Here is a 17254-nt window from a genome sequence, read left to right on the forward strand (position 1 = left end):
CGACAATCGTCCGATGGGAACCGACATCAGCGGCTTCGTCGAGATCCGCCCCCACCAGCGCTGGCGCACCACCACCGTCGCGGCCTGGGAGTACGTCGCCGACCTCGACCACCTCTTCGACGGGCGCTCCTACGACCTCTTCGGCTGCCTGTTCGGCGTCCGCAACTACGCCGGGTTCCGGCCCGTCGCCGCAGGCCGCGGCCTCCCCGGCGACCTCTCCTCGCGAGGCGCGGCCGAGTGGGAGGAGTGGTGCAGCGGCTGCCACGACCCGACGTGGATCACCTGGGCCGAACTCGCCGCCATCGACCTCGACGAACCCGCCGAGCGTCCCGACCTGCGCTACCACCACTACCGGCGCACCCCGGACGGCGGCCTGAAACGTGTCGCCAAGTTCAGCGGCGGCCGCCCCATCGGCGAGCTCATCGCCGCTTCGGGGATGACACCCGCCGAAGGCCCCGTCCCGTGGCCCGTGGGCACGGAGTGGACCGACGGCGACGACGTCTACCGCATCGAGCGCCTCGTCCGCCGCGACGTCCTGCCCGGCTCGATGAGCGCGCTGTGGCAGATCATGGGCGCGCTCGCCGAGCTGCACGGGGCCGAGCATGTGCGCCTCGTCGTCTACTTCGACAGTTAGGGCGCACCTTCGAGGGCCTGGCGGGCGGCCGGATCCCTAGAGCGATCGCTCTAGGGACGAGAGCGCTGTGAGCAGGGGGCCTACCCCTACCCTGATGCCGAAACCGGGGGTCACCTCAGGGTCTTCACCGATAGCGGCACTATCCACTATGTCCATAGGCTCGCCGCATGACGACCGCCACCGCCCCCACCCCGGCGCCCACTCCCGCGCCACGCCTCCTCACGTCGCCCGCCGCCGTCGCGTTGACCACCGCGCCCGCCTTGTGGATCATCGGCTGGGTCGTCATGCGCGTCGACGGCCACAACGGTCCCGGCTGGGGCTGGACCACCGCGCACTCGATCTGGGTCCTGTCCTTCGTCCTGTTCGCGGTCGGGGCCCTCGGCATGCACCGCCTGGCCGACGCGAAGCACGTCGCCAGCCGCGCGGGCAGCCTCACCGGCGTGATCATGGCCGTCGCCGGGACCGTCGCGATGCTCGTTCAGATGGGCCTCGACCTCTACGTCGGCCTCACGACGTCCACCAAGGGCGAGATGAGCGACGCCTACGACCCCATCCTCGGCACGACCTGGGTCGACCTCGCGTTCTTCCAGATCGGCCCGGCACTGCTGTTCGTCGGCCTGCTGATCCTGGGCATCGTCGTCGCCGCCCGCGGCAAGGCGCCCGTGCTCACGCCGGTCCTGGTCGGCGTCGGCATCACGATGATGATCCTCGGCCGCACGGCCCTGCCCGACGGCCTCCGCTTCGTCGAAGGCGTCGGCGAGGTCGTCATGTGGCTCGGGCTGGTCGCGGTCGTGCGCCACAAGCCCGCCACGAACGGGACAACGGGCATGACACGCTAGAGCGATCTATCAAGAAGGCCGGAGTCCCGACGGGACCCCGGCCTTCTCCACGTCCTAGACCGCCGCGCGGTTCACCGCGCTGGCCACGGCCCGCATCGAGGCCGTGACGATGTTGGCGTCGACCCCGGCGCCCCACAGCGCGACCCCGTCGACCGAACACTCCACATACGCCGCCGCCTTCGCGTCGCCGCCCGCCGACATCGCGTGCTCGGCGTAGTCGAGCACCTGCACGTCGATGCCGACCGTGGACAGGGCGTCCACGAAGGCCGAGAGCGGACCGTTGCCCGTCCCGGTGACCTTATGCTCCACGTCGTCGACGGTGATCGCCGCCGACACCACGACCGCGCCGTCCGAGCCCGTCGTCGAGCTGTGCTCGCCGATGACGACCCGCCGCGCCGGACGCTCCAGGTACTCCGCGGTGAAGATCTCCCACATGCGCTCCGGCGAGACCTCGCCGCCCTCGGCGTCGGTGTGCGCCTGCACGACGTGCGAGAACTCGATCTGCATCCGCCGCGGCAGCTCCAGCTGGTACTCCGTCTTGAGGATGTAGGCGACGCCGCCCTTCCCCGACTGCGAGTTCACCCGGATGACCGCCTCGTAACTGCGGCCCACGTCCTTCGGGTCGATCGGCAGGTACGGCACGCCCCACGTGAACTCGTCGACGGACACGCCCGCGGCCGCCGCGTCGGCGGCGAGCCGGTCGAAGCCCTTGTTGATCGCGTCCTGGTGCGAACCCGAGAAGGCCGTGTACACCAGGTCGCCCGCGTAGGGGTGCCGCTCGTGCACCGGCAGCTGGTTGCAGTACTCGACCGCGCGCTTCACCTCGTCGATGCGCGAGAAGTCGATCATCGGGTCCACGCCCTGACTGAACAGGTTCAGCCCCAGCGTCACCAGGTCCACGTTCCCGGTGCGCTCGCCGTTGCCGAACAGGCAGCCCTCGACGCGGTCGGCGCCGGCCATGACGCCCAGCTCGGCGGCCGCGACGCCCGTCCCGCGGTCGTTGTGCGGGTGCAGCGACAACACGACCGACTGACGCCTCGGCAGGTGCCGGTTCATCCACTCGATGGAGTCGGCGTACACGTTCGGCGTGGCCATCTCGACCGTCGCCGGCAGGTTGATGATGAGGGGGCGGTCGGGCGTCGGGTCGATCACGTCGATGACGGCCGAGCACACTTCGAGGGCGTACTCCAGCTCCGTGCCGGTGTACGACTCGGGCGAGTACTGATAGCGGATCTCGGTGTCGGGCGTGTAGTGCTCGGCGTACTTCAGGCACATCCGCGCGCCCTGCGTGGCGATGTCGGTGATGCCGTCGCGGTCCAGGCCGAACACGACGCGACGCTGCAGCGCCGAGGTCGAGTTGTAGAAGTGCACGATCGCGCGCTCGGCGCCTACCAGGGACTCGAAGGTCCGCGAGATCAGGTGCTCACGGCACTGGGTCAGGACCTGGATGGTGACGTCGTCGGGGATCAGGTTCTCGTCGATGAGCTGGCGTACGAAGTCGAAGTCGGTCTGGCTCGCCGAGGGGAAGCCGACCTCGATCTCCTTGTAGCCCATCGACACCAGCAGCTGGAACATCCGGCGCTTGCGCTCGGGCGACATCGGGTCGATCAGGGCCTGGTTGCCGTCGCGCAGGTCGACGGCGCACCACTGAGGCGCGGCCTCGATCGCGCGGGTGGGCCACTGCCGGTCGGGCAGGTCGACGGCGAAGGGCTTGGCGTAGGCGGTGTAGCGGTGCACCGGCATGGGGCTCGGCTTTTGAGACGTGGCGGACACGCGTGGACTCCTCGTGAATGTGGTCTGCGGTCTGGTCGGACGGGCGCAGCCGGCGCGCGGAACCTCCGCGACGGGGTGCCAGCTCTAGCGAGCCCCGCCGCGGCGACCAAGAAGGAGTCCATGCCACATAACGCTGACGAAACTACGCCCGTCCTCGCCGAGGCCGCCACAACGGCGGGACGACCTCTCGCATGGTGGGACGCCCTACAGCTCCGGGAGCAGCCCCTTCACCTCGCGCATCGACCCGACGACGATGTCGGCGCCCGCCTCGGCGAGCCTGTTCCCGGGCAGCAGCGCCGCGTGCCCGATGACGAACATTCCGGCGGCCTTCGCGCCGGTCACGCCCGCGATGGAGTCCTCGATGACGACGCACTCGGCGGGGCTCACCCCGTGCTGGGCGGCGGCGTACTCGAAGAGGTCGGGGGCGGGCTTCCCGTTGGCGACCATGACGCCGCTGTGGATCCACTCGTTCTCGAAGTGCTCGGCGAGGCCGGTGACGGTCAGGCGCAGATCGATCTCGGCGGGCGTGCCCGAGGAGGCGATGCAGTAGGCGGTCCCGTCGCGCTGGAGGGTCTCCAGCAGGTCGGTGACGCCGTCGACGGCGACGAGCTCGCGGCGCAGGAGGTCGCCGCAGCGCTGCTCGTACTCGGCGATGAAACCGGCCGGGAGCGGCGCGCCGAGCAGCGACTCGACGAGGGGGACGCAGTCGGTGGTGCGCTTGCCCATGTACAGGTCGACCGACTCCTCGAAGGTCGTCGGCAGGCCCGCGGCGGTGATCATCTCGGCGAAGACCACGTTCGAGAGGCGCTCGGAGTCGACGAGGACGCCGTCGTTGTCGAAGATGACGAGCTTCGGCATCACAGCACCAGTTCCGACAGCGGCAGGCGCACGCGTGGGGCGTCGTCGGGGCCGCGAAGGTCGCCGGGGAGCTTCTTCGGGTCGTCGGCGCGCCCGACGGCGGCGACGGTCAGCGGCTCCAGGTTGTCGGCGAGCGCGAAGGCCGTGGTGATCGCGTCGCGGTCGAAGCCGGCCATCTGGCGGACGGTGAGGCGGTCGGCGGAGGCCTGGACGGTGAGGTGGGCCATGGCCTGGCCGACGTCGTAGGCGCCGGAGCGCGGCATCGGGCCCTTGTCGTTGGCGGTGAGGCGGACGGCGACGATGAGCAGCGACGCGTGTCGCGCCCAGCCGCGGTTGCCGTCGTTGAGGGCGGCGAGGACGCGGTCGAAGCGGTCGTCGCCGCGGCGGCCGACGATGTAGCGGGCCGGCTGGGAGTTCCCGGCCGACGGCGCCCAGCGCGCTGCCTCCAGGAGCGCGGTGACCTCCTCGTCGGTGACCGTGTACTCCGGGTCGAACGCGCGGGTGGAGTAGCGGGTCGCGAGCAGGTCGTGCAGCGGCACCGATGTGACGGCGTGCCGGTCGGACATTGGGGGCTCCTAGCGGGGAAGAGACTTACGCAGTCGTCTTCAATCCTGCCGCAGGTGGCGGGCGGTGGCCGGGAACCGGGGCTGTGGGGTTGGCCTCACCGGGCGGGTGGGCCGGGCGACCGCGAGCCGCCCGCACTTGTCCACAACCGGCGGGTTGTCCACAGGGAGCGATGTTCACGTTCGCCACCCATGCCTGAGCCGGCGCTACGGTCGACGGTAGGGAGGAGGCCGGGAGGCCCCTGGGGGCGTTTCACGTTTTGACGCGGGCACGTCACGCCGCCCCGACACCCCGCCCCCGACACCCCGCCCCGACACCCCGCCACCCTCAATCCCCCGGCTTCGCCGAAGGCGATCCCGACCCCGACCCCGAAGGCTTCGGCTTCGGCGGAGGCGGCGGCTTCTTCGTCCCCAACGGCGCGCCCTCCGACACGTCCGCCGGGAGCGTCGCCGTCGGCGCCGCCGGGAGCGCCTCACCGACCAGCGTCACCGTCCCGAACCACACCTTCACCGCCGTCGGCACCCCGTCGGGCGCGAAACAGTACGTCCCCGTCGCGATCGGCGGTGACAGCACCACCGAGTTCGACTCCACCGAATAGCAGTCGCCCGACGCGCCCTTCGGCCGCTTTCCCTCCGCGATCGACAGGGGCGCGTTGCGGTCGAGCAGCACGTCCAGCCAATCCGTGAACAGATGCTGCACCTGCGGGTCCGACCCGCTCGGCACCGACCCCGTCGCCGCCGCCACCCGCACGCACTGCTGCGGCCCCCCGGCGAGCACACACTGGAAGAACCCCTGCGCCGTCCACAGGATCGACACGTCGGCCCCGCCCCCGAGCGCCCCGCCCGGCACGTCGACCCGCCACGTCCCGTCCTCGGCCATGAGGACGGTGACCGTGCGCTCGCCCGAGTCGTCGGCCCACAGGTAACTGGCGGTGTACTTCCGGTCCTTCGACAGCGCGACGACCGAGGTCAGCGCCGCGCGTGGCCTCGACCACGTCGGCCCCGACGACGACGCCTCCGGCTGCGGCGCCGCCGCCCCCGACCCGCACCCGGACAGCAGCAGCGCCAACGCGAACAGGCCCGACCCGCACCTTCGTCCCTTACGCCCCATCGGCATATTGTGCGCGCGACCTCTCGTTACTCAGGTGGCGGCTCGCCGCACATTCGGTAGGCTGGCCACGCCGACGCCACAGCGAGGTGGCCCCGCCGTCGACCAGAGGAACCCACACGTGGCTCTCGTAGTTCAGAAATACGGCGGCTCTTCGGTGCAGAACGCCGAGCGCATCAAGCGCGTGGCCGAACGGATCGTCGCCTCCCGCAAGGCCGGCGACGACGTTGTGGCCGTGGTCTCCGCGATGGGCGACAGCACCGACGAGCTCCTCGACCTGGCCGCACAGGTCTCCCCGCTTCCCCAGCCGCGTGAACTGGACATGCTGCTGACCGCCGGCGAGCGCATCTCCATGGCGCTGCTGGCGATGGCCATCAACAACCTCGGCTACGAGGCCCGGTCGTACACCGGCTCGCAGGCCGGTGTGATCACGACCTCGGTCCACGGCAAGGCCCGCATCATCGACGTGACGCCGGGCCGGATCCGCAGCGCCGTCGACGAGGGCGCCGTCGCGATCGTCGCCGGTTTCCAGGGCGTCGCGCAGGACACCAAGGACATCACGACCCTCGGCCGCGGCGGGTCCGACACCACGGCGGTCGCGCTGGCCGCGGCGCTGCACGCCGACGTCTGCGAGATCTACACCGACGTCGACGGCGTGTTCACCGCCGACCCGCGCATCGTCGCCGACGCCCGCCGCCTCGAACGCGTCACCTACGAGGAGATGCTCGAACTGGCGGCCTGTGGCGCGAAGGTGCTGAATCTGCGCAGCGTGGAGTACGCCCGCCGGGAGCGGATGCCGATCCACGTGCGCTCGTCGTACTCGAACAAACCCGGCACCATCGTGTCCGGATCTATGGAGGACACCGACATGGAGCAGGCGCTCATCACGGGTGTGGCCCACGACCGCAGCGAGGCCAAGATCACCGTGCTGGCGGTGCCCGACGAGCCGGGCGCGGCCGCGGCGATCTTCAACACCGTCGCCGACGCCGAGATCAACATCGACATGATCGTGCAGAACGTGTCGACGAAGGGGACCGGCAAGACCGACATCTCCTTCACGCTGCCCAAGGACGACGGCCCGACCGCGATGGCCGCCCTGCAACGGATCCAGGCCAAGACCGGCTTCGACGGCCTGCTCTACGACGACCACATCGGCAAGGTCTCCCTCGTCGGCGCGGGCATGCGCTCGCACCCGGGTGTGGCGGCGTCGTTCTTCGCCTCGATCGGGGCGGCCGGCGTCAACATCGAGCTGATCTCGACCTCGGAGATCCGCGTCTCGGTGGTCACGCGCGACACCGACCTCGACGCGGCCGTCGCGGCCGTGCACAACGCCTTCGACCTCGGCGGCGAAGAAGAGGCCGTCGTCTACGCCGGAACGGGACGGTGACCGCGATGAGCAGGCCGACCATCGCCGTCGTCGGCGCCACCGGCGCCGTCGGCACGCAGATGCTGGCGATCCTCACCGAGCGCGCCGAAGCGGGCGTCGGCGACGTCTGGGGTGCCGCGCGGCTGATCGCGTCGCCGCGTTCGGCGGGGCGCAGGTTGTCGGTGTTCGGGCGCGAGGAGACCGTCGTCGCGCTGTCGCCGGAGGCCTTCGACGGTGTCGACGTCGCGTTGTTCGACGTCCCCGACGAGGTGTCGGCGGAGTGGGCGCCCGTCGCCGCCGAGCGCGGTGTCGTCGTCATCGACAAGTCCGGCGCGTTCCGGATGGACCCGCGGGTGCCGCTCGTCGTGCCCGAGGTCAACCCCGACACGGTCACCGACCGTCCTAAAGGGATCATCGCCAACGCCAACTGCACGACCCTGGCGATGATGCCCGCACTCGGTGCCCTGCACCGGGAGTACGGCCTCGTCAAGCTCTTCGCCGCCAGCTACCAGGCCGCCTCCGGCGCCGGGCAGGCCGGCATCGACGACCTCTACGACCAGTACGAGACCGTCGCCGGTGACCGCACCCTCGGGCAGACCCCGGGCGGCGTGCGGAAGGCCTTGGGGGAGAAGGGATCCGAGGTCTTCGGAGCCCCCCTCGCGATGAACGTCGTGCCGAAGGCCGGTTCCTGGAAGGAGGACGGCTGGACCAGCGAGGAGCTGAAGATCCGCAACGAGGGCCGCAAGATCCTCGGGATCCCCGACCTCGCCGTCTCGTCGACCTGTGTCCGCGTACCGGTGCTGGTCGGTCACTCCCTGGCCGTGCACGCGACCTTCGCGTCCGAAGTGGACGCCGACGCCGCGCGCAAGATCCTGGAGGCCGCGCCGGGCGTCACCGTCCTCGACGACCCTTCGCGTGAGATCTACCCGATGCCCGCCGACACCGCCGGCACCGACCCGACCTACGTCGGCCGCATCCGCCGCGCCATCGACGATCCGTACTCGCTGGACATGTTCATCGTCGGCGACAACCTCCGCAAGGGCGCCGCGCTGAACTCGGCGCAGATCGCCGAACTCGTGGTCGAGCGGGGCCTCTAGAACCCGCGGACTCAGGCGGCCCCGGCGAAAGCCGGGGCCGCTTCCAGGTCAGAACCCGTTCACACCGGTCAGTTCGGCGGAGAGGTCCCAGAGCCGCGCGGCCGACACCGGGTCGACGGCCCAGGACTTGACGCCGCCGTCGCGGGTGCCGTCGGCGATGTCGGCGACATCGCCGTCCTCGCAGTAGACCCCGCCATGCCCGTCGAGAAGCGGCGACGTCGCCGCCCAGATCGCCGTGGCCGCGCCCTGTTCGGGTGTCTTGAACCCCTCGGCCGCGAGCCCGTCGGCGGTGATCCAGCCGAGCGACTCCTTCTCCTCCCTGGTGAAGTGGCGCTGAAGCGGCGTCAGGATGCTGCCGGGATGGACGGAGAAGGCCCTCGTCCCGCGCTCGCGGCCGAGACGGTCGAGGTGCAGCGCGAAGAGGACGTTCGCCGTCTTCGACTGCCCGTAGGCGAGCCACCTCTCATAGCCGGAGGTGATGTGCGGGTCGTCCCAGCGGATGTCGGTGATGTGATGGGCACCGGAGGACACGGCGACGACCCGCGCACCGGGCGCCAGGGCCGGAACCAGCCGGTTCACCAGGGCGAAGTGCCCGAGGTGATTGACGGCGAACTGGGCCTCCCAGCCCGGACCGACCCTCGTCTCGGGGCAGGCCATCACACCCGCGCTGTTGACGACGACGTCGAGGCTCCGTCCCGACGCGACGAAGCGGTCGGCGAAGGCGCGCACGCTGTCCAGGTCGGCGAGGTCGAGGGCGTCGACCTCGGTCCCCGCAACGGCATCCAGGGCTTTCGCGGCCTCCGCGGGCCGCCGGGCGGGGACGATGACGTGCGCATCGGCACCGGCGAGCGCTTTCGTGGTGGCCAGCCCGAGACCGGAGTAGCCGCCGGTGACCAGGGCGGTGCGGCCGCCGAGGTCGATGCCGGTGAGGACGTCGGTGGTGGTGGAGTGCGCGCCGAAACCGGTGCCCAGCCTGTGCTGCGTGGGGATCATGCGCGAAATCTAGGACCTACAGTGCGCTGGAGGTCAAGCTAGAGTCGGCGGATGAGCCGACTCTCCATCGGCGCGGTCGCCGAGGCGACCGGGCTGAGCGTTTACGCGCTGCGGTACTTCGAGCACGAAGGCCTGTTCCCGCGCGACATCCCCCGCGACACCGGCGGCCGGCGGGTGTACGGACAGCCGGACGTCGACTGGCTGCTGCTGTGCAACCGGCTCCGCGAGTCGGGCATGCCGATCGCGGTGATCAAGCGCTTCGTCGACCTCGTCCGCGAAGGCGCGGGCAACGAGGCCGACCGGCTCGCGCTGCTCCGGCAGCACGAGGCGGACGTCCGCGCCAAGATCGATGAGCTGCACGCCTGCCTCACGGTCATCCACCGCAAGGTCGTCTCCTACGAGAAGCACTTCGCCGAAGGGACCGCGACCGGGCTCTGGGAGACCTCCTGAGGTCACCGCACCGTCAAACCCAGTGCCTGCGCGATCACGACCGCCTGGTCGCCGTCGATCACCGCGTCCTTGAGCTTCACGGTCAGGGGGTCGAGCGCGGTCAGATCGCTTCCGCGCAGATCCGCCCCGGTCAGGTCGGTGCTGCCCAGCATCGCGCCCGAAAGGTCCACATGCGACAGTGTCGCCCCGGACAGGTCGGAGCCGGTGAGGTCCACCTCTCGCATCCGCACGTTCCGGAAGCTCACGCCTTTGAGGTCCCGGCCGTGCAGCACCGTGAAAGACCAGTCCCCGCCCTCGACGCGCAACGGCCGCAGCACCGACTGCGGGAACTGCGAACCGGTCATCTTGCAGCCGCTGAAATCGGCGTCGAAGAAGTTGCAGCCCTTGAACACACAGCGCAGGAACGCCGAGTCGGTGTGCGACGAGGCGTTGAACCGCACCGTCAGAAAGGTGCAGTCCTCGAAGACGACCCCGCGCGTGCTCGCCTCGGTCAGGTCGACGTGCGAGAAGGTGCAGCGCAGGTAGCGCCGGTCGGCCAGCTCGTCGCCGTACCAGTCCTCGTGCCGGAAGTCGCCGTCCTCGATGGTCTCCATGGGCGCAGACTAGCGCCGGGCGCGGACACTCACGCGTCCCCACGGCCGGTCACGTCGGCGGTGTCGATCGTGACGAAGCGCCGTTCGCCGCCGGTGAGCACGCGCAGGAAGCCCGGCTCGACTTCGAGGACGTAGCCGGTGACCGGCCCGCTCGTGGTCTCGATCCGCTCGCGCGGCACCCACGGTGTCTGCACGACCGCGGCCATCACCAGCACGGCGACCCCGGCGGCCGGGCCGACCCGGCGTACCGACCACAGCGCCAGCCGATGGTGCCTTCCCTTGCGACCGCCCAGAACCAGCATTCCGAGCAGGGCCGTGAGCCCGGCCGCGACGGCCCCTGCCCACCACATCCGCAGCCCGAGGACCAGCGCGGCCAGCAGGACCAGCTCGACGACAAGCAGCACCTGGTTGCCCGCGTTCTCCCAGCGCGGCCGGCCCAGCCGGGCCAGATGCACCAGCGACAGCGGAACGAGCAGCATCAGCAGGGCCGCGGTGATCTCGGGGTCGGCCATGAACGTCCCGATGACGACCGATGGCGCGTCGCCGATGTCGACGGCGTCGGCGACCGCGAAGGCGGTGTCCCAGTCGTAGCCGGTGACGGCGAACAGCCGCAGCACCAGGAACAGCACCGCCGCGCCCGTCAGCGACAGGCCGGTCTGCCAGCCGGTCGTCCCCGTTTCCCGCTCCGTCCCCGTTTTCACCGGTCGACTGTAGAACACCCGCAGGAGAAACCAGTCCATTTGCGACATAGCGGCCGAGTGTGTGAAATGCTCTCGCGCGAGCCCGGCGAAAGAGCGACCCGGCGGCCCGGACCTCGTTATCGTGACCCGATGACCACCATGAGGCACTGGGACGGCGACCCGCACCGCCGCCTGGTCATCGCCCCCGGCGTCGGCTACAACCCCGACGCACCGCTCATCTGGTACCCCCGGCTCGCCGCCCTCAACGCCGGCTGGTCGGTCACCGACCTGTTCTGGCCGCCCGAAGGCGATGCGATCGGCTACGTCACCGACGGAGTCGCCGCCGCGCTCGACGAGAAGCCCGCCACCACAACGGTTCTGCTCGCCAAGTCACTGGGCACCCTCGCCATGTCGACGGCCGCCGAACGCGGTGTGTCGGGCGTCTGGCTCACCCCGCTCGTGGCGGGCGACGGACCGCTCCAGGAGCACGTCCGCGCGCACGTTCCCGGCCTGCTCGGCCCGCAGCTGCACATCGGCGGGACCGGTGACCCGACCTGGGACCGCGCCCGGATCCCCGGCCGCCACGCGGTTCTGGAGATCCCCGGCGCCGACCACTCCCTGCACCTGCCGGCCGACGTGTTCGGCACGATGGACGCCGCCAGGGCGGTCACCGAACGCGTCGTGTCCTTCATGGACACCGTCGCCCACGGCACCGCGACGGCCTGATCCGTCAACCGAACAGGTGGCCGCCAGGGCTGCCGGGGTAGAAGCCGTGGCATGCCCGGCGCATCTCGTCACCGCTGATCGCGCCGCTTCCGTCGCCGTCGAGCGCGGCGAAGGCCGCTGCGGTGCCGACCCCGCCGATCCCGAAGAACCCGGGTCCCCGCTATCCCCGCTTCCGCGTCAGCAGCAGGCTCACCTCGCCGTCCTCGGGGTCGACGATCTCGCCCCGGTCGACGTATCCCAGCCGCCGCAGCAGTTTCAGGGAGGCGGCGTTCTCCGGCGCGACCGTCGCGTGCACCGCGGTGAGGCAGCCGTCGCCGAGGCCGTGGGCGGTGATCAGTTCGGTCACGGCTGTGCCGAGCCCGCGTCCCCACACCGAGGGCGTGAGGGCGTAGACGAGTTCGTGGCCGTCGACGAGGGGATGCGGGCTCGGCTTGAGTTCGGCGTGCCCGATGTAGGCTCCGTCCTCCCAGATCGCCCAGATGTCCCAGGTGGGGCGGTGTTCGGCGAGGAAGGCCCGGCGGAAGACGTCGGCCACGTCCCCCGGCGGCATGCCCATCCAGCGCGTCACGTCGGGGTCGGAGAGGAGCGTGACGAAACCGTTCTCGTCCTCGGGCACGTAGGGGCGAAGCTCAAGGCGGTCGTTGCGCAGAGTCATGGTCACGACCGGAAGCTACCCGGGCGGCCGGGTCCCCGAAAGCACATTTCGGGGGCCCGGCCGCGGTGTCAGCCTTTGACCGCGCCGACGGTCAGGCCGCCGACGATGTAGCGCTGGAGCAGCTGGAACACCGCCACCGTGGGGATCGCGGTGAGCAGGGTGCCGACGGCGAAGATGCCGAAGTTGGCGTTGCGGTTGGTCTCGTTGATCAGCCCGAACAGGCCGATGGCGAGGGTCTTGTTCTCCGGCTGGGTGAGGAACACGTTGGCGATCAGGTACTCGTTGATCGTGCCGATGAAGGCCAGCAGCCCGGTGACGGCGAGGATCGGCGCCACCAGCGGCAGGATGATCCGGAAGAACACCTGCGTGTGCGAGGCCCCGTCCATCACCGCCGACTCGTCCAGCTCCTTCGGCACGGTGTCGAAGAAGCCCTTCATCAGCCACGTGTTCACGCCGAGCGCGCCGCCGAGGTAGACCAGCGTGAGGCCCGACAGGGTGTTGAAGCCGAAGGCCGGCCACAACTCGGTGACCTCGCTGAACATCAGGAACAGCGCGACGATCGCGAGGAACTGCGGGAACATCTGGATCAGCAGCAGCGACATCAGCCCGACGCGCCGTCCGGCGAAGCGGAAGCGGCTGAAGGCGTAGGCCGCGATCGCCGAGATGAAGATCGAGATGAACGCCGCCGAACCGGACACGATGATGCTGTTGAGATACCAGTGCGCGAAGGGCGTGTTCGCGAACAGGTCACCCACATTGGACAGTGACACGCCGTCGGTCGGGATCAGCCCGGTGGAGCTCAGCGTCCCCTGTGGATTAAGCGCCGCCGAGACGACGAACACGATCGGCACCAGCGCGAACACCACCGCGAGGATCAGGATCAGGTGACGCCACCAGTTGCGGCCCGCGGTCTTGCTGCGTGCGCTCATCGGTAGATCTCCTCCTGTGCCCTCGTGCGACGGAAACCGATGACCGAGACGGTGGCCACGATCAGGAAGATGAACACCGACACGGCGGCGGCGAAGCCGTACTGGGCGCCCTGGCCCCCGAAGGCGAGCCGGTAGGTATAGGTGATCAGCAGGTCGGTCGCGCCGACGCTGGAGTTCCCGGCGGCGAAGGGCCCGCCGCCGGTGGTGAGCTGGATGGCGTTGAAGTTGTTGAAGTTGAACGCGAAGGACGAGATCAGCAGCGGGGTCAGGGAGACCAGCAGCAGCGGCAGCGTGATGCGCCGGAAGGCCTGCCAGCCGGTCGCGCCGTCGATCTTCGCGGCCTCCAGCGTCTCGCTCGGGATCGCCTGCAGGGCACCGGTCGCGACCAGGAACATGTAGGGGAAGCCCAGCCACAGCTGGACCAGGATCACCGCGAAACGCGCCGTCCACGGATTGCTGAACCAGCCGACGTCGAGACCGAACATGGTGTTGATCAGCCCGAAGTCCTGGTTGAACATGTCCCGCCAGATCAGCAGCATCGCGAAGGCGGGCATCGCGTACGGCAGCACGATCAGGGTCCGGTACAGGAACTTGGCGCGCAGCCGCTCCTTGTGCAACGCGATCGCGCACAGCAGTCCGAGCCCGAAGGTCACCAGCACCGAGAGGATCGCGAAGGCGAAGTTCCACCACAGCACCGACAGGAACGGGCCGCGGATCTTCTCGTCGGTGACGACGCGGGTGTAGTTGTCGAGCCCGACGGCGACCTGCCACCCCTGCGGGAGGCTCTGCCCGGCGGCGTCGGTGAAGTAGCCGGTCTCGGGGTCGGCGGTCCACACCTCGCCGGTGACGGAGTCGCGGACACAGTCGCAGGCCTGGTCATAGGCGCGCGAGCTGGTCCCCTTGAAGGCCTTGGAGAGCCCGTTCGCGCGGATCCCGCCGCCGTCGACCGGGACGGCCAGGTCGGTGATCTCCTGGCTGCGTTCGGCGGCCTCGGCCGCGGTCAGGATCGTGTAACCCCTGGCCTCGGTGATCTTCCCCGACAGTCCCTTCTGGACGTCGGCGGGAACCAGATCCTTGAGGCCGTCGGCGTCTCCCGCCCAGTACCGGCCCGTCGCCGGGTCGGACAGGATGAACACCAGCGTGTCGTCGCCGCCGGTCGCGATCGCCAGGTCGTACTCCGGCGAACCGGGAACCTGTGTGATCGAGGCGGTCTGGATCGACACGATCGCCTCGTCCTTGCTACCGCGGTGCCCGTCGCCGAAGTTCGTGACCGATGTGGACAGTGTGAACAGCACCGGCACGATCTGGAAGGCGATCAGCAGCAGCGTCCCCGGAACGAGGTACTTCAGGGGAAGCCGCTTGTTGGGGGTGAGGTAGATCCAGAAGAGCAGGGCGGTGGCCGCGGCCACCACCCCCACTCCGATCCACGAACGCGCGCCGATGAGCGGCAGAACCGCCCAGACGGCGAGCGCGGCGACCACGCCGAGCAGCGTGATCCGTACGACCAGGCCGGTGAGGCTGGTTCCGGCGTAGCCCGGTGAGCGTTGCCGGCTCGCCGTCTGAACAGCGTCCATGGGTTTCGTTACTTCTTGATCGCGTCGCCGATGGTGGTGGCGGCGCCCTCCACCGTGTCCTTCACGTCGGCGCCGCCGACGATCGCGGATTCGGCCTTGCCGAAGGGGTCCCAGATCGCCGACATCTCGGGGATCGCGGGCAGCGCCGGGGCGCCGGCACCGGCCTCGGCGAACTTCGCCAGGTCGGGGTCGGTGGTCTTGACCTTGTCGAAGGACGCGGTCAGCGCCGGGGGACGCGGGTCGGCGTTGTAGAGCGCGGTGGCGAGGGGCTCACCGGTGACGTAGTTCGCGACGAACTCCTGCGCGACCGTCTTGTGCTTTCCCTTGCTGGCGACGAAGAAGCTCTGCACACCCAGGAACGGGGTGGCCTTGCCCATGCCCTCGAAGCCGGGGATGGGGGTGATGTCGTACTTGGTGCCGGCCTTCTTGATGTCGGTCAGCGCCCACGGGCCGGACACCAGGTAGGCGGTCTTGCCCTCGGTGAACAGCGGGATCGAGTTCTCCGAACCGATCGAGGTCTTCAGCACGCCCTTCTTGCCGAGCTCGGAGATCTTCTCGAAGGCGGCGATGGAGCCGGGCTTGCCGACGCCGAGGTCGCTCGGGTCGTAGTCGCCGTTGTCCTTCTGGCCGAAGAGGTAGCCGCCGGCGGAGGCGTACAGCGGGTAGGCGTGGTACGCGTCGCCGTTGTCGCCGACCTGGAGCGAGAGCAGCTCCTCGGTCTTGCCGTCCTTCTTGAGCTTCTCGGCGTCGGCGACCATGTCCTCAATGGACGAAGGCGCTTCGGGGGCGAGCTCGGTGTTGCGGATCAGCGCGAGGTTCTCGACGGCGTAGGGGGCGCCGTAGACCTGGCCGTTGTAGGTGACGGCCTTGAGCGCGTCGGCGTTGAAGCCGGTCTTCTGCGCGTCGGTCAGCTGGACGGGGTCGATGGCGCCGTTCTGGACGAGGTTGCCGATCCAGTCGTGCGCGCCGATGACGACGTCGGGGGCGTTGTCGCCCTGGGAGGCGGTGACGAAGTTGGCCTGGAGGTCCTTGGAGACGGCCTCGATCTTGATCGTGACGCCGAGTTCGCTTTCGAACTGCGAGCGGAACGACTCCAGAACCGGGGCCCGCTTGTCGTCGGCCCAGATGACCAGGCCGGGCTCGGAGCCCTTCGCCCCGTCGTCTGCCTTGTCGTCGCTACTGCCGCAGCCGCTGACGGCAAGCGCCAGCGCGGCGGCAACGGCGACGCCTGCGATCTTCACGCGCATTGTTGTCTCTCCGTATGGGGGAGGTGGCCGTCCGTGAGGGGGTGGCCAGTGTGAGTCCTTGTGAACGCAACTTAGCAAGAGATTTCAGGGATCGTAAGAGTTTGCAAGGACTTTGTTTTCACGTTTCATAGCGGTTACAGTCACCGCTATGCGTACGCGACTGGCCGACATCGCCGTGCAGGCCGGAGTGAGTGAGGCCACGGTCTCCCGGGTCCTCAACGACAAACCGGGCGTGAGGACCGAGACCCGGCAGGCCGTCCTCACCGCCCTCGACGTGCTCGGATACGAACGCCCGCCCCAACTTCGGCGGCACAGCGCCGGGCTCGTCGGGCTCGTCATCCCGGAGCTGGAGAACCCGATCTTCCCGGCGATGGCGCAGACCATCGGCTCGGCCCTCGCGGCCGTCGGCTACACCCCGGTGCTGTGCACGCAGTCGCCCGGCGGAGTGCCCGAGGACGAATACGTCGAGATGCTGCTCGACCGGAATGTCGCCGGGATCATCTTCGTGTCCGGTCTGCACGCCGACACCAGCGCCAGCCATGACCGCTATCACAGACTGGCCGACCGGGGCCTGCCGATGGTGTTCATAACCGGCTACGTCTCCGGCCTGCCCGCCCCCTGCTTCTCCTGCGACGACGCCGCCGCCGCGCGCGTCGCCGTCAGCCACCTCGCCGCCCTCGGCCACGAACGTATCGGCCTGACCTCGGGCCCCGAGCGTTTCCTGCCCGTGCAGCGCAAACTGACCGGCTACCGCGACAGCATCCGCCACTTCGGCGGCGAAGAACTCATCGAACTGTCGATGTTCGGCGCCGAAGGCGGCCACGCCGCCACCGGCCGCCTCCTCGACCGCGGTGCCACCGCGATCCTGTGCGGATCCGACCTCATGGCCCTCGGGGCGATCCGTGCCATCCGCGAACGCGGTCTGTCCGTACCGCACGACATCTCCGTCGTCGGCTACGACGACTCGCCACTGATCGCCTACACCGACCCGCCGCTGACGACACTGCGGCAACCGGTCCGGCAGATGGCCCTCGCCGCCGTGCACGCCCTCGTCGACGAGATCAACGGACAGGCGGCTCCGCACTCGGAGTACCTGTTCAGCCCCGAACTCGTGGTCCGCGCCTCGACCGGTGCGGTCAAACGGAACTGACCCATCCCCATCTAGGAGC

18 protein-coding genes are annotated in these 17254 nt (G+C 69.7%); 7 read left to right on the forward strand and 11 right to left on the reverse strand.

Annotated elements, in window-relative coordinates; translation table 11 throughout:
• The first annotated feature begins 13 nt into the window (after nucleotides 1-13).
• A complete protein-coding gene (locus HNR73_RS15475; RefSeq protein ID WP_184788141.1) occupies nucleotides 14-634 on the forward strand; it encodes a hypothetical protein in 621 nt (206 codons plus the stop codon).
• Nucleotides 635-801: 167 nt separating this feature from the next.
• The gene (locus HNR73_RS15480; RefSeq protein ID WP_184788142.1) at nucleotides 802-1473 is read left to right on the forward strand and encodes a hypothetical protein; all 672 of its coding nucleotides are present in this window, start codon (nucleotides 802-804) and stop codon (nucleotides 1471-1473) included.
• A gap of 54 nt (nucleotides 1474-1527) precedes the next feature.
• Here the strand turns inward: HNR73_RS15480 and leuA are convergent, their stop codons facing one another.
• The 4 genes from leuA to HNR73_RS15500 all read right to left on the reverse strand — a co-directional run bounded on the left by leuA (nucleotide 1528) and on the right by HNR73_RS15500 (nucleotide 5778).
• Nucleotides 1528-3216 (reverse strand): 2-isopropylmalate synthase, encoded by a 1689-nt coding sequence (leuA, locus tag HNR73_RS15485; protein WP_184788389.1) that lies wholly within the window; start codon nucleotides 3214-3216, stop codon nucleotides 1528-1530.
• Between the two features lie 234 nt (nucleotides 3217-3450).
• The gene (locus tag HNR73_RS15490) at nucleotides 3451-4104 is read right to left on the reverse strand and encodes an HAD family hydrolase (RefSeq protein WP_184788143.1); all 654 of its coding nucleotides are present in this window, start codon (nucleotides 4102-4104) and stop codon (nucleotides 3451-3453) included.
• Entirely contained in the window at nucleotides 4104-4670 is a 567-nt protein-coding gene (locus HNR73_RS15495; RefSeq protein ID WP_184788144.1) for a nitroreductase family protein, read from the reverse strand. The genes HNR73_RS15490 and HNR73_RS15495 overlap by 1 nt, the downstream gene beginning before the upstream one ends.
• A gap of 325 nt (nucleotides 4671-4995) precedes the next feature.
• Complete coding sequence (locus HNR73_RS15500) at nucleotides 4996-5778, reverse strand: hypothetical protein (RefSeq protein ID WP_184788145.1); 783 nt, start codon at nucleotides 5776-5778, stop codon at nucleotides 4996-4998.
• A 118-nt stretch (nucleotides 5779-5896) separates the two neighbouring features.
• On the opposite strand from HNR73_RS15500, the gene HNR73_RS15505 reads away from it, so the two are divergent.
• Entirely contained in the window at nucleotides 5897-7162 is a 1266-nt protein-coding gene (locus HNR73_RS15505; RefSeq protein WP_184788146.1) for an aspartate kinase, read from the forward strand.
• A 5-nt stretch (nucleotides 7163-7167) separates the two neighbouring features.
• The gene (locus HNR73_RS15510) at nucleotides 7168-8238 is read left to right on the forward strand and encodes an aspartate-semialdehyde dehydrogenase (protein WP_184788147.1); all 1071 of its coding nucleotides are present in this window, start codon (nucleotides 7168-7170) and stop codon (nucleotides 8236-8238) included.
• A 48-nt stretch (nucleotides 8239-8286) separates the two neighbouring features.
• Here HNR73_RS15510 and HNR73_RS15515 read toward each other — a convergent pair whose 3' ends face one another.
• The gene (locus tag HNR73_RS15515) at nucleotides 8287-9231 is read right to left on the reverse strand and encodes an SDR family NAD(P)-dependent oxidoreductase (protein WP_184788148.1); all 945 of its coding nucleotides are present in this window, start codon (nucleotides 9229-9231) and stop codon (nucleotides 8287-8289) included.
• Nucleotides 9232-9282: 51 nt separating this feature from the next.
• Here HNR73_RS15515 and HNR73_RS15520 point away from each other — a divergent pair, with 51 nt between their 5' ends.
• Nucleotides 9283-9681: a MerR family transcriptional regulator gene (locus HNR73_RS15520; RefSeq protein ID WP_184788149.1), complete on the forward strand. Its 399-nt coding sequence runs from the start codon at nucleotides 9283-9285 to the stop codon at nucleotides 9679-9681.
• A 2-nt stretch (nucleotides 9682-9683) separates the two neighbouring features.
• Here HNR73_RS15520 and HNR73_RS15525 read toward each other — a convergent pair whose 3' ends face one another.
• Nucleotides 9684-10274 carry a pentapeptide repeat-containing protein gene (locus tag HNR73_RS15525; RefSeq protein WP_184788150.1) on the reverse strand — a complete coding sequence of 197 codons (591 nt, stop codon included), beginning with the start codon at nucleotides 10272-10274 and terminating at the stop codon, nucleotides 9684-9686.
• A gap of 29 nt (nucleotides 10275-10303) precedes the next feature.
• Nucleotides 10304-10975, reverse strand: coding sequence for a hypothetical protein (locus HNR73_RS15530; RefSeq protein ID WP_184788151.1), 672 nt, complete (start codon nucleotides 10973-10975; stop codon nucleotides 10304-10306).
• Between the two features lie 129 nt (nucleotides 10976-11104).
• Here HNR73_RS15530 and HNR73_RS15535 point away from each other — a divergent pair, with 129 nt between their 5' ends.
• Nucleotides 11105-11680 carry an alpha/beta hydrolase gene (locus HNR73_RS15535; RefSeq protein WP_184788152.1) on the forward strand — a complete coding sequence of 192 codons (576 nt, stop codon included), beginning with the start codon at nucleotides 11105-11107 and terminating at the stop codon, nucleotides 11678-11680.
• 160 nt (nucleotides 11681-11840) lie between these two features.
• Here the strand turns inward: HNR73_RS15535 and HNR73_RS15540 are convergent, their stop codons facing one another.
• The 4 genes from HNR73_RS15540 to HNR73_RS15555 all read right to left on the reverse strand — a co-directional run bounded on the left by HNR73_RS15540 (nucleotide 11841) and on the right by HNR73_RS15555 (nucleotide 16085).
• A complete protein-coding gene (locus tag HNR73_RS15540; protein ID WP_184788390.1) occupies nucleotides 11841-12335 on the reverse strand; it encodes a GNAT family N-acetyltransferase in 495 nt (164 codons plus the stop codon).
• A 68-nt stretch (nucleotides 12336-12403) separates the two neighbouring features.
• Nucleotides 12404-13264, reverse strand: coding sequence for a sugar ABC transporter permease (locus HNR73_RS15545; protein WP_184788153.1), 861 nt, complete (start codon nucleotides 13262-13264; stop codon nucleotides 12404-12406).
• A complete protein-coding gene (locus HNR73_RS15550) occupies nucleotides 13261-14838 on the reverse strand; it encodes an ABC transporter permease subunit (RefSeq protein ID WP_184788154.1) in 1578 nt (525 codons plus the stop codon). The genes HNR73_RS15545 and HNR73_RS15550 overlap by 4 nt, the downstream gene beginning before the upstream one ends.
• A gap of 8 nt (nucleotides 14839-14846) precedes the next feature.
• Nucleotides 14847-16085 carry a sugar ABC transporter substrate-binding protein gene (locus HNR73_RS15555; RefSeq protein WP_184788155.1) on the reverse strand — a complete coding sequence of 413 codons (1239 nt, stop codon included), beginning with the start codon at nucleotides 16083-16085 and terminating at the stop codon, nucleotides 14847-14849.
• Between the two features lie 148 nt (nucleotides 16086-16233).
• Between HNR73_RS15555 and HNR73_RS15560 the strand changes: the two genes are divergently transcribed.
• A complete protein-coding gene (locus tag HNR73_RS15560) occupies nucleotides 16234-17235 on the forward strand; it encodes a LacI family DNA-binding transcriptional regulator (RefSeq protein WP_184788156.1) in 1002 nt (333 codons plus the stop codon).
• Nucleotides 17236-17254: the final 19 nt, after the last annotated feature.

It is taken from the genome of Phytomonospora endophytica (assembly GCF_014202425.1).
Taxonomy (GTDB): Bacteria; Actinomycetota; Actinomycetes; order Mycobacteriales; family Micromonosporaceae; genus Phytomonospora; species Phytomonospora endophytica.

What these genes read in the sequence shown, in the direction of transcription:
- HNR73_RS15475 (WP_184788141.1), top strand. Translation starts at nt 14, where the DNA reads ATGGGAACCGACATCAGCGGCTTCGTCGAGATCCGCCCCCACCAGCGC.
- HNR73_RS15480 (WP_184788142.1), top strand. Translation starts at nt 802, where the DNA reads ATGACGACCGCCACCGCCCCCACCCCGGCGCCCACTCCCGCGCCACGC.
- leuA (WP_184788389.1), bottom strand. Translation starts at nt 3,216, where the DNA reads ATGCCGGTGCACCGCTACACCGCCTACGCCAAGCCCTTCGCCGTCGAC.
- HNR73_RS15490 (WP_184788143.1), bottom strand. Translation starts at nt 4,104, where the DNA reads ATGCCGAAGCTCGTCATCTTCGACAACGACGGCGTCCTCGTCGACTCC.
- HNR73_RS15495 (WP_184788144.1), bottom strand. Translation starts at nt 4,670, where the DNA reads ATGTCCGACCGGCACGCCGTCACATCGGTGCCGCTGCACGACCTGCTC.
- HNR73_RS15500 (WP_184788145.1), bottom strand. Translation starts at nt 5,778, where the DNA reads ATGGGGCGTAAGGGACGAAGGTGCGGGTCGGGCCTGTTCGCGTTGGCG.
- HNR73_RS15510 (WP_184788147.1), top strand. Translation starts at nt 7,168, where the DNA reads ATGAGCAGGCCGACCATCGCCGTCGTCGGCGCCACCGGCGCCGTCGGC.
- HNR73_RS15515 (WP_184788148.1), bottom strand. Translation starts at nt 9,231, where the DNA reads ATGATCCCCACGCAGCACAGGCTGGGCACCGGTTTCGGCGCGCACTCC.
- HNR73_RS15520 (WP_184788149.1), top strand. Translation starts at nt 9,283, where the DNA reads ATGAGCCGACTCTCCATCGGCGCGGTCGCCGAGGCGACCGGGCTGAGC.
- HNR73_RS15525 (WP_184788150.1), bottom strand. Translation starts at nt 10,274, where the DNA reads ATGGAGACCATCGAGGACGGCGACTTCCGGCACGAGGACTGGTACGGC.
- HNR73_RS15535 (WP_184788152.1), top strand. Translation starts at nt 11,105, where the DNA reads ATGACCACCATGAGGCACTGGGACGGCGACCCGCACCGCCGCCTGGTC.
- HNR73_RS15540 (WP_184788390.1), bottom strand. Translation starts at nt 12,335, where the DNA reads ATGACTCTGCGCAACGACCGCCTTGAGCTTCGCCCCTACGTGCCCGAG.
- HNR73_RS15545 (WP_184788153.1), bottom strand. Translation starts at nt 13,264, where the DNA reads ATGAGCGCACGCAGCAAGACCGCGGGCCGCAACTGGTGGCGTCACCTG.
- HNR73_RS15550 (WP_184788154.1), bottom strand. Translation starts at nt 14,838, where the DNA reads ATGGACGCTGTTCAGACGGCGAGCCGGCAACGCTCACCGGGCTACGCC.
- HNR73_RS15555 (WP_184788155.1), bottom strand. Translation starts at nt 16,085, where the DNA reads ATGCGCGTGAAGATCGCAGGCGTCGCCGTTGCCGCCGCGCTGGCGCTT.
- HNR73_RS15560 (WP_184788156.1), top strand. Translation starts at nt 16,234, where the DNA reads ATGCGTACGCGACTGGCCGACATCGCCGTGCAGGCCGGAGTGAGTGAG.